Origin of the sequence: Nostoc sp. UHCC 0302, from assembly GCF_038096175.1 — a bacterium.
Lineage (GTDB): Bacteria > Cyanobacteriota > Cyanobacteriia > Cyanobacteriales > Nostocaceae > UHCC-0302.
On sequence record NZ_CP151099.1, the window covers coordinates 7,121,266 to 7,135,646 of the forward strand.

Genomic DNA, 14,381 nt, shown 5'->3' on the forward strand with positions numbered 1-14,381 from the left:
AAATTTCTAAATAACTGGCTCTATAAATAGAGCTAGTTATTTAGAATCTGAAGTCAATTTGCCAAAATTTATTAGCTAATGACTAATCATTAAATAAATCTAAATCTGTTACCGCACCAATACTGCTAGAAGATACCAACTTGGCATATTTAGCCAATACGCCTTTAGTGTAACGCGGTGCAGGAGGTTGCCAATTAGCACGACGATAAGCTAATTCTTCATCAGATACATTCAACTGCAATTTGCGTGCAGGTGCATCAATAGTAATACTATCGCCTTCTTCTACAAGAGCGATCGCACCGCCAACTGCGGCTTCTGGTGCAACGTGACCAACCACCATGCCGTAAGTACCGCCAGAAAATCTTCCGTCGGTAATTAATCCTACCGCATCACCCAAACCAGCACCGATAATTGCCGAGGTGGGAGCCAACATTTCCCGCATACCTGGGCCACCCTTGGGCCCTTCGTAGCGAATCACAAGAATATCGCCTGGTTGAATCTTACCCGCTAAAATTGCCTCTAAAGAAGCTTCTTCTGATTCAAATACGCGTGCGGGGCCGGTAATTACTGGCTTTTTCACCCCTGTAATTTTGGCGACTGCACCTTCAGTAGCTAGATTACCTCTGAGGATAGCTAAGTGACCTTGAGCATACAACGGGTTATTCCAAGGCCGGATTACATCTTGGTCAGGTGATGGTTCTGCTGGGATATCTGCTAAGATTTCGGCAATTGTTTGTCCGCTGATGGTAATGCAATCTGGGTGTATCAAATCATGCACAAGTAACATCTTCATGACTTGCGGAATACCGCCAGCTTTGTGCAAATCTGTAGCTACATACTTACCGCTCGGTTTTAAATCGCATATAACTGGTACACGACCGCGGATAGTTTCAAAGTCGTCCAGAGTTAACTCTACCTCAGCAGCACGAGCGATCGCCAATAGGTGCAACACGGCATTTGTCGAACCACCCACCGCCATAATTACAGAAATGGCATTTTCTATCGATTTGCGGGTGATAATTTGGCGGGGTAAGATTTGCTTGCGAATCGCTTCGACTAAAACAAATGCGGATTTTTCAGTACTATCAGCTTTTTCGGCATCTTCTGCTGCCATTGTGGAGGAGTAAGGCAAACTCATCCCCAACGCTTCAAATGCAGAAGACATAGTATTTGCTGTGAACATTCCCCCGCAGGAACCAGCACCAGGACAAGCCCGACTTTCAACTTCTAATAGTTCTTTCTCGTCAATTTTTCCAGCACTATATTGGCCGACAGCTTCAAAAGAACTGACAACAGTTAAATCACGTCCGTTGTAGTGTCCGGGTTTAATTGTGCCACCATAAACAAAGATAGCAGGGATATTCATCCGGGCCATTGCCAGCATTGCGCCTGGCATATTTTTATCACAACCACCAATAGCCAGTACACCATCCATACTCTGCCCAGTACAGGCGGTTTCAATCGAGTCGGCAATTACTTCTCGCGATACTAGGGAATATTTCATCCCTTCAGTTCCCATCGAAATCCCGTCGCTAATGGTAATTGTGCCGAACAATTGTGGCATTGCTCCAGCGCTTCTAACACCAGTTTCTGCTCTTTGCGCTAGTTGATTTATCCCCATATTACACGGGGTAATTGTACTGTAACCATTGGCAATGCCCACAATGGCTTTATTGAAATCTGCATCTGTAAAACCAACTGCACGCAGCATCGCTCTATTAGGCGATCGCTGCACCCCTTGCGTTACAACTTTGCTTCTTAAATTCTCCGACATCTTTTTTCCTTCCCTGCCATTATCGCCTGTGTTGCGATTGTATTACCTGATTTTCTCAAAAGACGACACATAATACAGCATCAGTTAGCGTGAGTTCGACGAGTGCTATGTTGACCTCTCCCCCAGCCCCTCTCCTACGAGGAGAGGGGAGTAAAACGATGATTTTTTGTTGCTCCTCCCTTTCCGCTTCGGAGAGGGAGGTTAGGAGGGAGAGGTTCATCGAACTCGCGTTCAGTTAGCGTTGCAAATTCTCTGTATTTTATATTTACAACGTGCATTTGTTGCTAATTCACAGGGTTAGACACAACCTAAATATTGAGTGTGCAGTTACTGGAGTATACTTCTGTGACATAGCTCTAACTACCTCTGATATCTATGTATGAGTATCATAGGCAGGTATTTTTTAGATGTCCAATATATATTTATGCAAAATTGAGACTTATAAAATATCAAAAATATGGAACTGCTACACCTGCGTTACTTTAGCCGAGGAACTGCACTTTCAGTAGAGCCGTAGAACGACTGCATATTGCTCAACCTCCCTTAAGCCAGCAAATTCAAGAGCTAGAAACGGAACAGGGAGTAGAACTTTTTTACCGCAAAACCAAACGACAGGTACAGCTAACAGAAGCTAGATAAGTATTTTTGCAAGAGGCTTAATGGTTTTTGTGAAATCTGCATCTGTAAAACCAACAGCACGCAGCATTGCTCTATTAGGCGATCGCTGCACTCTTCGCATTACAACTTTGCTTCTTAAATTCTCCGGCATCTTTTTTCCTTCCCTGCCATCATCGCCTGTGTTGCGATTGTATTAGGGACTTCCAAAAAATAAATTATCCAAAATTATTTGTACATTTTTAGGGGTGCAAGGCCTTGCGCTCCTACGTATCGCTAAAGCGAAAGCTTTGCTAACGCGGAGCGTCCCGCAGGGATGGGATATTGTTGAAACTGGAAGTCTCTTATCTGATTTTCTCATGCATACGCAGCACAAGAGAGTATTCAGTTAAGTTGGTAATAAATTGGTATTTCTTATATTTTTTTGTTGTAATTTTAGCGAGTTTTAAATAGGTTGTTAGACGGTGTCTGAGTGCTATAAATCTTGCAAGGGTTCCATTTTAAAGATTTTTATCGGTGCGATCGCTTCTGCCATTTGTCAGGATTTGATTACCTGTAATGTTGGTATATTCTTTAAAAGTTGGTAATATTCCTGAGACCGTCATTTTTATGTAAAAAATCGTTCTAGAATATGTTCCGAACCCAAAGAAGACGATTTATTGCTTTGATTAGTATGGCAGTTACTAGCTTGATACTAGTAATTGGCTTGCAGTTTGTTAACTTATCACCTGGAGCAGCCCAGTCTACAACCACGCTGAACGTGTATGCTGCGATTAGCTTAACAAACGCGTTTAATGAGATTAAGTCTCAGTACCAGTTAAGTAACCCAAATGTAAATATTGTCTATACATATGGTGCTTCTGGTACATTGCTCAACCAAATAGAATCAGGAGCGCCAGCAGATATCTTCGTTTCTGCTGCCGTAGATCAAATAAATACCTTGCAAAACGAAGGTAAATTAGTTTCAGGTAGCCGTAAGAATATAGCCAGAAATCGTCTAGTTTTGATTGTTCCTACAACTGCTCCTGTTAATGCTGGTAGTGCTGCTCTTACTAGTTTCAATGGTTTAACAAATAGCAATATTAGAGGCATTGCTATAGGTGATTCTGCAATTGTTCCCGCAGGTAAATATGCCACACAAGTTTTCAATTTCCGAGGAATTTCTAACCAAGTCCAGTCTAAATTAGTACTTGCTAGTAATGTCCGTAACGCATTGACTGGGGTTGAAAACAAAAGTCTTTCAGGTAGAACTATTGATGCAGGTGTAGTTTATACCACCGATGCCAACATTTCTAATAAAGTGAGAGTTGTAGAAACTGCTGCACAACAAGAGCATGACGCTATTGTATATCCACTAGGTATACTCACCAGAAGCACGGTTAAATCAACAGCGCAGGCTTTTTCTACATATTTAAGTGGTACTACAGCACAGAATATCCTCATTAAATATAAATTTGGTAAGCCTTGAAGAAGAATATAGAATCCAGAATCAATTACTAGGGAATTCAGACTTACCTAAATTAGACTTCTTAAAACAGTGGTCTTGAGAGCGTTCTTCTTTGCGTAAGACAAAAATTTTGAGTTTCTTAACTGCACAGGTCTCTGCAAAACGTCTTACTACTGCTGACAAAAAAGATATTGTGTAGCACACAAAGTATGTATATGTGTTCTCTTTATTCATGAACAGTTGTGCTTACTATCTCTATGGTAATTGAGGTTAATAAAAAGCTTTAGTTTCTTTCTTCATAAATTCCCTAAATTTATCCATAAAGCTTCTAAGCTGCACCTAACTCAAGCATCTTTGTCACCACAAAAATGAATCAAACATTATCGTGAACTTTGCACTATTTGGAGTCAAATTTGATGAAATTAGCTAAAAAACTCGGAATTTTTGTTTCTGGTATTACTACCACCTTCGCTAGTACAGTTGTTATTGCTAGCGCTTATATTCCAGCAGTACAAGCAGCAGAGATTGGTAGTAAATGGAATCCTAAATATGAAGTAGCTGGTGATGATATTGTTTATAACGGCTCATTTGAACTCGACTCACTTGTAGACCCTAACAATCCCAATGTTAATAATCCCAACATTACAGGATGGAGTAAGTCTGGTGACCCACTAGATACATCGCTGAGCCAAATTAGTAATTATCCTAAAAGTGGTTATCAGTCTTTATCACTTGCCAATGTTGTAGGCCCCGCTGCCATATCGCAAACTCTTGATACAACTAAGAATCAATATTATCGACTTAGCTACTATTTAGTAGCTGAAGAAGATGCATCCACTGCCAATAATCTATTTGAAGTATTTGCTGGAAAGAACAAGTTGTTCTCGACAGAAAACATTACTTATCAACCCTTCACACTGTATCAATTCGATTTTAAAGCGAAAGATACAACTACACTGTTAACATTCAATTATGAAAATCAAGCAGGCTTTTTCTACTTAGATGATGTTAGTGTCAGACCGCTGATTAAATCTAAGGATGGAAGTTATGAGCCTGTTCCCGAACCGTTCACGGTTGGAGGAACAGCAGTTGCAGGTTTACTAGGAATCTGGCTGAAGAGAAAGCAAACTGCTAGCTTGAAAGAATCTTAAAACAACAAGTAGTTCAACATAAAAAAAGTAAAAATTTTGTAGTAGCGCTGTTTTAAAAGACAACGCTACTACAAGCCTTAAAGCATTTTATGTTTAATTAGGTTGGCTTATAGTCATTCTTGATGAATTATGTTGGACATGATTGCAAACTTTAAAATATTTGGAGCAGAATTTAATGAAATTAACTAAAAAAACTGTAGTTTTTGTTTCTGGAATAACTATAGTCTTTGTGAGTAATGCTGTGATTACTAGTATTTATACTCCAGCAGCGCAAGCAGCAGAAATCATTAACTATAATTCAGATGAACCCTTCTATACTTTACCTTCTAACAGTATTGTTATTAATGGAGGGTTTGAATTAGACCAAAATGCTATCCCTGATCCTGTTGATAATTTTCTATACATTAATAATCCTAATATTACAGGATGGACTAAATCTAATAATCCGGCAGATGAATGGATTACTGTTATTAGTGGTCGTAGTCATAGTGGTAACCAAAATTTAAGGGGTGGCGGCTATGAAAATTTTGGCTATATCTCACAAAATCTTAATACAATTCCTGGTCAGCAATACGAACTTAATTACTATTTAAAAACTCAAGATCAGGCAGAGTTAGTTGATAATAAATTTCAGACATTTTTAGGTGGCGAAAAGATTTCTGAGGTAACAAATCTCCTTGACAAACCCTTCGACTTCACACCACCATACGATTACACTACATACACACAGTATGCATACAAGTTTCTAGCCACATCAGAATCTACAGAGTTAAAGTTTGGTTATAGGAATCCTATTGGTTTTTTCTTCTTAGATGATGTAAGTGTTAAGCCTGTCCCTGAACCGTTAACTCTTGGGGGAACAGCAGTTGCTGGTTTGCTAGGATTTTGGCTCAAAAACAAAAGGAAGCAAGCAACTAATTAGTAATATAAGAAGCTTTAGTTTCAACTTTCAAAAATTAGCTGAAATAATTTGTTTGTAACTATAAACCTATGGATCTGAATCTTTTAATTTTTACTTGATCTACAGTAATTTTGTCAATATAAAATGCAGTAAAATTTTGGAGACATATTTCATGAAATTAGCTAAACAATTCGTAATTCTTGTTTCTGCTATGAGTACTGTCGTGATTACTAATGTTGATATGCCAGCAGCACAAGCTGAAGACGGCCCCCCTTATACTACAAGCGACCCTACCTATATTCCAGATCCTAATGATGATCCCAATTATTTTGAAGATCCTCAGAATATTGTGGTCAACAGCAGTTTTGAAGTAGACCCGCTTGTTAATCCTAAAAATTACACCTTAGCTAATCCTTACATTACTAGATGGAATAATGGTAGTGGTGTTTTGATTCCTGGGCTCGATACAATATATCTTTTTCAAGAATCTAATTATCCTCACACTGGTTTTCGGAGTTTAAGTCTTGGTGGCACTGGCTATTTATCACAAACTCTCAATACTAATGTTGGTCAAGAGTATCAACTAACTTACTATTTAGCATCTATTGACGAAACTGTTCCAGGAAGTTCTGGACTTAATAACATATTTAAACAATTGTAGGTGGGAAGGTAATTGATAACAAAGTAGATGTCAATTTCCAAAAATTTAAACCATATCAATACAACTTTAAAGCGACATCATCAACAACAGAGTTAAAGTTTTTTTCCAGAGATTATAATGGTTTTTTATACTTAGATGATGTGAATGTCAAACCTGTACCAGAGCCATTAACTCTTGGTGGTACAGCAGCCGCGGGGTTAATAGGAATGTGGATGAAGAGAAAGCGAACTATTAGTATCAATCCAAATAGATAGTAAAATTTGCACTCTACTAGGCTATTAAACTATTTTCTGCGCTTGCTGTGACAATCTGACGCACTTGGGCATCTGTTAGACCTTTTTTAGCACTAAGCATCAAGGCTATGACTCCTGCAACATGGGGAGTAGCCATAGATGTTCCGTTCAAAGAACCGTACTTATTACCAGGAAGTGTTGAGTAAACGCCTACTCCAGGGGCTGTGACGTAAGCATTTAGGTTAGCACCAGATAAATTAGAGAATTTAGCGATATGGTCATACTTATCGACTGCACCTACAGTAAGTCCCCAGTTCTTTGCATAGTTACCAGGATAGTATGGTTGTGAGCGGCTCTCATTCCCTGCTGCCATGATCACAATTGCCCCTTTGTTGCTAGCATACTGCACAGCTGATTCTAGGTAATTATTAGGATCATCTTGACCAAGGCTAAGGTTAATGACATTTGCCCCATTGTCCACAGCATAACGAATGCCATTAGCGATCGCAGTCTCGGAGCCTAAGCCATCATCACCTAAAACTTTCACTGGCATAATTTTGGCATTATATGCAATGCCAGTTACACCAAAGCCATTTTTCACTCCTGCGATCGTACCAGCAACATGAGTCCCATGACCGTTTTTATCTAAGGTGTTGTTATTATTGCCATCAAAGTTCCAACCGTAAACATCATCAATATAGCCGTTGCGATCGTCATCCTTGCCGTTACCAGCAATTTCTTTGGTATTCTTCCAAATATTACTGCTTAAGTCGGGATGATTGCGATCGACACCACTATCCACAACAGCAACAGTAATTCCCTTACCTGTATATCCTTTTGCCCAGACTTCTGAAGCTTTAATCAAATCTGCTCCCCAATTATAACCACCGAGGTTAGGAACATCAGCAAAGGTACTCTGACCAGTAGCTCTGGCAACTGCTGCTGCTGCTGCATCAATCAAACCGTAACCATCAGTGGAGCTATAATTGTTCTTGATAGTAATAGCTTTGGCAAAAATATTATTATTTTCATTACTTTCAATGACATTATCATAGCCATCTGCTTGATATAAAAGATAATAATTCCCTGCTGCCAAGTTAATATTAATATTGAATGAAACTATCAGCGAAGTGTAAGCATTTGCCGCAACACTACTAACAGATTCATCTCCTAAAAATACATCATTATTACTCAGAAGCTTATCTTTTGATAAATAAAACTTAGTGGCACTAGCAATACCATTACCAACACCTTGGTTTTTTACCCGATATCTGATTTGAACGAATAATCCACTACTACTATATTTTAGTAATATTTTCCAAGTAGAAAAGCATTAGTAAATTGAAAAATACATTCTCCAATATATTGCTATAAAATCCATGCAGCTTGGAAAAAATCATGCTCACAGAACATCGCATAACGGTAAGTGGAATGCACAATAGAGTTGGTAGTGGCATAATTGTCAACTAAACTTTCTAATTGTTGTGCCAGTGGTTGAAAATCTACACTGCTGTAAGTACGAATCCAGTCTGCATATTGATGATTGGGGATGCCATCATTAGCTAATTGCTCTCCTAAAAAAGCATAGAGACGCATACATGGAGACATCGCCGCAGCGATTAAACCTACATCCCCACCCCAAGCGGTAGCTAACAAAAAGTCAGTATAGCGACGGGTAGCGGCTCCTGGTTCTACAGATTGCAGATTAACTCCCCATTGGGAAGCATAACTGTCATGTAGTTGCAGTTCTGCCAAAACTCCACTAGCTAGGTGATGAAATGTAGTGAAACCTAACCAGTCTGGTGCTTTAGCTGCGGCAATGCTGTAAGCACGGGCAAAAGCTTCTAAAAAAAAAGCATCTTGCCCTACATAATAAGCAAATTTCTTCTGCTCAAGAGTACCATCTCCAATACCTTGCACAAAAGGATGCTCTAGACAAGCTTGGGCTAAGTCTTGATTAGCTGTCCACAATTCGTTGGATAAAATCATTAGTTAATGCTCAACAAGTTCCTGATTTTGAGTATTTTTTTGCGCTTCTGTTACAACCCAAGTAGAGGATTGCTCTTCTAACTTGATAATTGCTACACACTATATATTATTGTCTTTTTGTAAAGTATCTATCTCTTAATTAAATAAAATCTTTAAGTCCCATAACAGCGTTGGTATTACATAACGGCTCATGTTATCTGAATCCTTGTATAGCAAATGTTTTAGGCTTAAAAATTCCAAAAACTGAAATGCCAACAGTGGCTTATTTCTACCGAATTTTTTAGTTATTTTCACGAAAATAATATTAAGAGGAGATGAAGATTTTTAGTTTGGCTAAGTATACTTTCAGTAAACAAGTTAATCTCTTAAGAAGCCATTAATATTGCCAAATTTTTACTTAATTGTCAAAATAACTATTTCATTATTAGTAGCACTACTTGGGAATTGAGAAATTTTTGAATTAATAACTACCGGGCTAGTTGCTGAATGTGCTGGTCTTGAATTGAATATTTCACTTTATATTTTGCAATCACTACAGAACCAATTAAACTGCGATCGCAGTTGCTGCTATTAACAAATTTTTGGTTAATTTAAAACTGAGTCTGGTGGTTAAAAGACGTTAAGTAATCGAATCTATCTGAGATTTTATCAAAGACAAACAGTTTTTTGAGCAAAACACATTAACTGTATGCAAGTTCAAATCAAATCCATAAAAAGTAAGTTGTTATATTCCAATGCCCTACGTGTTCTTATAGTTGTCATCTTAATGTTGGGTATATTTTTTCGATTCGTCAATCTTGACCGAAAAGTGTACTGGCATGATGAGGCTTTTACCTCAATAAGAATTTCTGGCTACTTACGTAAAGAAATAGTTCAGGAAGTCTTCAAGGGTCAGGTAATTGGTATTAGAGATTTAGATAAGTATCAGCAACCCAGCTTAGAAAAAGGCTTACTTGGTACAATAAAGGGCTTAGCACAAGAAGAACCTCAACATCCGCCATTATATTTCGTAATGATGCGAATTTGGGCGCAATTGTTTGGCAGTTCAGTGGCTGTGACGAGAACTTTGTCTGTCTTTATTAGCTTGTTAGTGTTTCCTGCTATCTACTGGTTATGTCTGGAACTCTTTGAGTCACCACTAGTAGGATGGATGGCGATCGCAATCGTAGCTGTCTCACCATTTCATGTTTTGTTCGCCCAAGAAGCGCGGGAATACGTTCTATGGACACTGACAATCTTGCTGTCAAGCGCCGCATTACTACGAGCCTTACGGCATAAAACGAAGCTCAACTGGGTAATTTATGCAGTAAGTCTAGCAGTCGGTCTCTATACATTCCTATTTACTGGTTTGGTCGCAATAGGACATGGAATTTATGTACTTGTGACTGAAAACTTCCGAAGGACTAAGGCAGTTACTGCATATCTATTTGCAACTTTTGTTGGTTTTTTAACTTTTGTGCCTTGGATTATAGTTGTTATTACTAGCTTTTCATCATTCCGAGGTACTACAAGCTGGGCAGCTAAAGATTATGGCTTGTTATTCTTGGTGAAAACTTGGTGTCTTAACCTTAGCCGGATTTTTCTAGATTTAGATACTAATGCTTTTTTTGATGTTGATTTTAGCTTTAATAAGCTAATTACTTACTTAACTTTACCAATACTAGTTTTAATAGGATATTCGATTTACTTTCTTTATCGTAATTCTCCGAAACGGGTTTGGTTATTTGTCTTAAGCTTGATTGGTTCTACAGCACTAGCTTTATTACTGCCGGATTTAATTTTAGGAGGTCGGCGTTCAATTACTGCTCGATATTTATTCCCCTGTGTTCTGGGAATTGAACTAGCTGTTGCTTACCTTTTGATTACAAAAATGACATCCATCTCTATGGCTAGTCTGCAACGAAAGCTATGGCAGCTTGTGACGCTGGCTATAGTCTCGATTGGTGTTGTTTCTAATGTAAGTATTGCTGGAGCAGAAGTTACATGGAATAAAAGTATGAGCTGCTATAATCCGCAGCTATCTCGTATTATTAACCAAGCCAACCATCCGCTTTTGGTGAGCAGCAGTTATAGCAATAATGTCGCATATCTACTGTCTCTAAGCCATCTCCTCGATACAAAAGTGAAACTTCAATTGGTAGTTGAACCGGATATACCTAAAATTCCAGATGGTTTTGGTGAAATATTTTTATTTAATCCTTCCAAAGCATGGCTAGCTCAATTTAATAAAGAGCAGGCTTACAAGATAGAGCCTGTTTACCAGCCCATCTGCCGAGCTTACGGTGACTTGTTTTGGGGAGTCGAACTGTGGAGGCTAGAAAAGAAAAATATTTAAAATAAGATCAATCAGTTTTTTCAAGGTAACTTCAATCGATGCAATCCTAAGCTCTGAATCCAATTTGCGTATTGATAATTCTTGAAGAAAACGAATTTCTAAAATTGTAGAAGCTGGAGCAAGACTGAGCTAAGACTTCCCAAGAAGTCAAAAAAGCTGGGGCTACCAGTGCTTACTTTCTCATCTGGGCGTCTTTGCAGTTCTTTCATAAAAGCTTGAGCTGTCTGACTTCCAGGGCTGTTGTTTTGGGATGTAAACAATTGTTCAGCAATCTGGGCATCTTGAAATGCACCTTCTCGATCAAGTGCTTGGTAGCGGGCAATACCACGGGCTAAGTACGCACCTGCATATTTAGGTTTAATTGCGATCGCTTGATTGAAATAAGTGATCGCTTGCTGTTGATTACCTTTTTCGGCTTCTGCTACGCCCCAAGCATAAAAATCTTCTGGTGAAGCGATTTGTGATGGTATACCAACTGCACCTTGAAAGTTTACGCCATTGAGATAAGCACCAGTCAATTGTGCGTTTGCTAAATAAGAATTTCGCAAATCTGCATTGGTAAGATTTGCGCCACTGAGTTTAGCCTCGCTTAAGTTAACACCAAATAAACCAGCCCCGCTCAAGTTAGCACCTCTCAAATCTGCGCCGCTTAAGTTTGCACGGCTAAGGTTAGCACCTGTAAGATTAGCACCGCTCAAATTGGCTCCAGATAAGTCAGCCAACACTAAACCAGCACCAGTTAAATCACAGTTTTGACATTGTTTGGTTGCCAACAACTGTTTAACGTGTTCAGTGTTTGCTGCTTGAACAGTTGTTGTCAAGCTGATTGTGGCTATAAAGGCGGCTGTGGCTGAAATTAGGCTTTTCATAATTTGGTGTAGCAATTTCTCTTACTCAATACTCAACATCAGCTGAGATACATTTATACCTCAGCTTATGATATGAGCAATCTGAGTAATTTGCCCTCTGTAGTTGTCTATGTCACCTATGAAGCTGAGTTAGAGCCAAAACTTCTTTGTGTTGCAAGTTCATACTTCCACTTAACTGTGCTGGAGAAGACCAACCCATTTCTGTAAATAAGGTAAGAGCAAATGTTAAGATACCTGCCAATAATAGTTTTTCTAGCATATTAGTAACTCCCCACAACCGTCGTAAGATAGACGGGAATTATATTAATAATAGGTATAATTTATTATCTCAGCAAGCTAAGCGATCGCAAAAGATACTGGGTGTGATTTTAATCAATCATTCAAGTGATGCAAATCACACACAGCACTTGAGCTATGACTTTATATTTCTTGATAATAGCCTCTAAAACTTCCAACCTAATAGTAGTCCAAGACTGCAAGTACTTATAACAATAATCTTCACTACTAAACTATTCACAAATTGACTATCATTGAAAGATTCCTCAAAGAAATCAATATTAATTCGCGACAAATAATTTGTGGATTTATCAATAAAAATTGCTGAACAGATAGATAAAATTACACTAAAACAGAAGCTAATAAAAAATCCAAAATAATATTTTAATAAATGATTTTCTTGCCAGTAACTCAATTTGCTTAAACTTATAGCCAAGGCTAAACCTATGCTAGATATAGTTATAACAAAGGATAGTAATTTTGCCCTATTTTGAATTCCATACCTACTTAAAATTGAGGCAGCACGGTTAATATCACTGTTTATACAACTAACAATAATTACATAATCCCCTTGTTTGATTCGCTTATGATAAAATCGAGCGCGAGCATCTGAAAGACTCAATCTCATAGCGTCAAAATGGGCGCTTATAGTCAGAGTTGTAAAAGGTTTTCGTTGTGGTAAATCTCCCTTGTATATTAAGGAAATTTGTTTCAATGAAAAGCCTGTAGCTAATAAATCTCTGATAGCAGCTTCAGTATGATCTACATGAGAAAAATAACGTATTGTATGTTTTGTTCCAACAAAACCTCTATAAGGAATAGCAGGAGTTGGAGGATTAGTATCTTTAGTTTCAGTTGCCTGAATTAGTTTCCACCTATCTGGAATATAAGGAATACTAAAATTACAAATTAAAATAATAACGGCTACAACAGTTAAAAGAATAGATTCTAGTTGTTTTGATTGAATGAGGCTTGAAAAAGCAAATATTAAATAAACAATAACAACTAAAAGGGCTTCTTTCTCAAAGTAGAAAAAGAACGTTCCAATAACTGTAATATAAAGACAAATTATCGGTGAATTACAAAAAGATAAAATTGAACCTATAAATAAATAGTTTATAAAAACCGCGAGTAAAGATGACATAACATAAAATTTAGAGGTGATTCTAGCTTATTTTTTATTTTGTGTTGCATTTCTCTCATCTTTAGCTTGTGTACCGAAATAAAATCCCAATGCTGTGCCGAGAATTGTGGTTAGTGAGTTTAAAATTAATGTTATAAGCTCCTTAGAGCTATTATCAAAAGTACAAAAGGCAACATCTGAAGAGGATGGAGAATTAGGAGTAGGTGTAGAGCCAGGAGTAGGAGCAGGACTAGGATTAGTATTCTGTATAATCGGATTTTGAGCGCCATTAGGTAGGCAACTTACTGGTCTAGGCATAAAACTCGATACAAATATATACAAGAAGGTTGCGCCAATAGTCCCAGCAAGCAGCAGTATTAAAGATTTTGCAAGTACAGCTCTGGTTTTTTCCTGTGCTTGTGGAATGCTAACAATTATTTCTGAAACTTCTTCTTCCGCAACCGCATCGGTTTCTAATCCGACGTTGGTTTCTATTAATTCAGGGTTGCTTTCGAGTTCGTTAAATTCATCGTAGGGACTTACTTTCGCAACAGGAGAAAGGGGACTGGATGTTTCTCCAATCCCCTCGCTTACAGAGGCTTGTTTCTCTCGAAGACTTCTAGATGTGGTGGATGTAGAAGCTGATTGTTGTTCAGTTTCTTCTTGGCTTTGAGAGTTTTCAGATGAACTTCTTAACTGATCATTAGCCTCTTCTGGCTCATTAGTCATACTTTCCACCACTCACTTGATTCAGTCCTTAAAGACGATTTCACGCAGTGAACCGTCTGGTTTTTCTATTAAAACTCTTCCCCCTTGCTTAATTTCATTCCGTAAATAGTCTTCTGTGGCGATCGCTTGCCTGACTACGTGTGAACCTGTCGTGCCGCGGTGTTTAGCCAGATCGTTTAATTTTTGAACCATATCAGGAGGCAACGCGACGTTAATTCTCTTAGAATCAGAGGTTTGTATTCTGCCCATACATTGAAATATCCATTAAAAATTCTAAT

At 38.2% G+C, this 14,381-nt stretch carries 14 protein-coding genes and 1 pseudogene; 6 read left to right on the forward strand and 9 right to left on the reverse strand.

Features of this window, described 5'->3' with window-relative positions; all coding sequences use genetic code 11:
- Window positions 1-82 precede the first annotated feature (82 nt).
- Entirely contained in the window at window positions 83-1,774 is a 1,692-nt protein-coding gene (gene ilvD, locus WKK05_RS30765) for a dihydroxy-acid dehydratase (protein WP_341526796.1), read from the reverse strand.
- Window positions 1,775-2,231: 457 nt separating this feature from the next.
- Here ilvD and WKK05_RS30770 point away from each other — a divergent pair.
- Window positions 2,232-2,410 (forward strand): annotated as a pseudogene (locus tag WKK05_RS30770) (LysR family transcriptional regulator); the annotation flags it as partial.
- Here the strand turns inward: WKK05_RS30770 and WKK05_RS30775 are convergent.
- Window positions 2,406-2,543, reverse strand: a complete 138-nt coding sequence (locus WKK05_RS30775) for a hypothetical protein (protein ID WP_341526797.1) — start codon at window positions 2,541-2,543, stop codon at window positions 2,406-2,408. The pseudogene WKK05_RS30770 and the gene WKK05_RS30775 overlap by 5 nt on opposite strands.
- A gap of 477 nt (window positions 2,544-3,020) precedes the next feature.
- Here WKK05_RS30775 and modA point away from each other — a divergent pair, with 477 nt between their 5' ends.
- The 4 genes from modA (at window position 3,021) to WKK05_RS30795 (ending at window position 6,549) form a co-directional block, all read left to right on the forward strand.
- The gene (gene modA, locus WKK05_RS30780; RefSeq protein WP_341526798.1) at window positions 3,021-3,857 is read left to right on the forward strand and encodes a molybdate ABC transporter substrate-binding protein; all 837 of its coding nucleotides are present in this window, start codon (window positions 3,021-3,023) and stop codon (window positions 3,855-3,857) included.
- 395 nt (window positions 3,858-4,252) lie between these two features.
- A complete protein-coding gene (locus WKK05_RS30785; protein ID WP_341526799.1) occupies window positions 4,253-4,987 on the forward strand; it encodes a PEP-CTERM sorting domain-containing protein in 735 nt (244 codons plus the stop codon).
- Window positions 4,988-5,162: 175 nt separating this feature from the next.
- Window positions 5,163-5,909 (forward strand): PEP-CTERM sorting domain-containing protein, encoded by a 747-nt coding sequence (locus WKK05_RS30790; RefSeq protein WP_341526800.1) that lies wholly within the window; start codon window positions 5,163-5,165, stop codon window positions 5,907-5,909.
- 151 nt (window positions 5,910-6,060) lie between these two features.
- The gene (locus tag WKK05_RS30795; protein ID WP_341526801.1) at window positions 6,061-6,549 is read left to right on the forward strand and encodes a hypothetical protein; all 489 of its coding nucleotides are present in this window, start codon (window positions 6,061-6,063) and stop codon (window positions 6,547-6,549) included.
- Between the two features lie 270 nt (window positions 6,550-6,819).
- Here the strand turns inward: WKK05_RS30795 and WKK05_RS30800 are convergent, their stop codons facing one another.
- Window positions 6,820-8,097 (reverse strand): S8 family serine peptidase, encoded by a 1,278-nt coding sequence (locus WKK05_RS30800; RefSeq protein WP_341531234.1) that lies wholly within the window; start codon window positions 8,095-8,097, stop codon window positions 6,820-6,822.
- A 53-nt stretch (window positions 8,098-8,150) separates the two neighbouring features.
- Complete coding sequence (locus tag WKK05_RS30805) at window positions 8,151-8,771, reverse strand: TenA family protein (RefSeq protein ID WP_341526802.1); 621 nt, start codon at window positions 8,769-8,771, stop codon at window positions 8,151-8,153.
- 688 nt (window positions 8,772-9,459) lie between these two features.
- Here WKK05_RS30805 and WKK05_RS30810 point away from each other — a divergent pair.
- Window positions 9,460-11,106, forward strand: a complete 1,647-nt coding sequence (locus tag WKK05_RS30810; protein WP_341526803.1) for a glycosyltransferase family 39 protein — start codon at window positions 9,460-9,462, stop codon at window positions 11,104-11,106.
- 98 nt (window positions 11,107-11,204) lie between these two features.
- On the opposite strand, the gene WKK05_RS30815 is transcribed toward WKK05_RS30810, so the two are convergent.
- The 5 genes from WKK05_RS30815 to WKK05_RS30835 form a co-directional block, all read right to left on the reverse strand.
- Window positions 11,205-11,975 carry a pentapeptide repeat-containing protein gene (locus tag WKK05_RS30815; RefSeq protein ID WP_341526804.1) on the reverse strand — a complete coding sequence of 257 codons (771 nt, stop codon included), beginning with the start codon at window positions 11,973-11,975 and terminating at the stop codon, window positions 11,205-11,207.
- Between the two features lie 112 nt (window positions 11,976-12,087).
- A complete protein-coding gene (locus tag WKK05_RS30820; protein WP_341526805.1) occupies window positions 12,088-12,234 on the reverse strand; it encodes a hypothetical protein in 147 nt (48 codons plus the stop codon).
- Window positions 12,235-12,417: 183 nt separating this feature from the next.
- On the reverse strand, window positions 12,418-13,395 hold the full coding sequence (locus WKK05_RS30825; RefSeq protein ID WP_341526806.1) for a hypothetical protein: 978 nt from the start codon (window positions 13,393-13,395) through the stop codon (window positions 12,418-12,420).
- A gap of 27 nt (window positions 13,396-13,422) precedes the next feature.
- On the reverse strand, window positions 13,423-14,103 hold the full coding sequence (locus WKK05_RS30830) for a hypothetical protein (protein WP_341526807.1): 681 nt from the start codon (window positions 14,101-14,103) through the stop codon (window positions 13,423-13,425).
- 21 nt (window positions 14,104-14,124) lie between these two features.
- Window positions 14,125-14,352 carry a ribbon-helix-helix domain-containing protein gene (locus tag WKK05_RS30835; protein WP_341526808.1) on the reverse strand — a complete coding sequence of 76 codons (228 nt, stop codon included), beginning with the start codon at window positions 14,350-14,352 and terminating at the stop codon, window positions 14,125-14,127.
- Between the last annotated feature and the right edge of the window lie 29 nt (window positions 14,353-14,381).

Excerpts from the sequence above, each read along its gene's own strand:
- ilvD (WP_341526796.1), bottom strand. The coding sequence starts at position 1,774 with ATGTCGGAGAATTTAAGAAGCAAAGTTGTAACGCAAGGGGTGCAGCGA.
- WKK05_RS30775 (WP_341526797.1), bottom strand. The coding sequence starts at position 2,543 with ATGCCGGAGAATTTAAGAAGCAAAGTTGTAATGCGAAGAGTGCAGCGA.
- modA (WP_341526798.1), top strand. The coding sequence starts at position 3,021 with ATGTTCCGAACCCAAAGAAGACGATTTATTGCTTTGATTAGTATGGCA.
- WKK05_RS30785 (WP_341526799.1), top strand. The coding sequence starts at position 4,253 with ATGAAATTAGCTAAAAAACTCGGAATTTTTGTTTCTGGTATTACTACC.
- WKK05_RS30790 (WP_341526800.1), top strand. The coding sequence starts at position 5,163 with ATGAAATTAACTAAAAAAACTGTAGTTTTTGTTTCTGGAATAACTATA.
- WKK05_RS30795 (WP_341526801.1), top strand. The coding sequence starts at position 6,061 with ATGAAATTAGCTAAACAATTCGTAATTCTTGTTTCTGCTATGAGTACT.
- WKK05_RS30805 (WP_341526802.1), bottom strand. The coding sequence starts at position 8,771 with ATGATTTTATCCAACGAATTGTGGACAGCTAATCAAGACTTAGCCCAA.
- WKK05_RS30810 (WP_341526803.1), top strand. The coding sequence starts at position 9,460 with ATGCAAGTTCAAATCAAATCCATAAAAAGTAAGTTGTTATATTCCAAT.
- WKK05_RS30815 (WP_341526804.1), bottom strand. The coding sequence starts at position 11,975 with ATGAAAAGCCTAATTTCAGCCACAGCCGCCTTTATAGCCACAATCAGC.
- WKK05_RS30820 (WP_341526805.1), bottom strand. The coding sequence starts at position 12,234 with ATGCTAGAAAAACTATTATTGGCAGGTATCTTAACATTTGCTCTTACC.
- WKK05_RS30825 (WP_341526806.1), bottom strand. The coding sequence starts at position 13,395 with ATGTCATCTTTACTCGCGGTTTTTATAAACTATTTATTTATAGGTTCA.
- WKK05_RS30830 (WP_341526807.1), bottom strand. The coding sequence starts at position 14,103 with ATGACTAATGAGCCAGAAGAGGCTAATGATCAGTTAAGAAGTTCATCT.
- WKK05_RS30835 (WP_341526808.1), bottom strand. The coding sequence starts at position 14,352 with ATGGGCAGAATACAAACCTCTGATTCTAAGAGAATTAACGTCGCGTTG.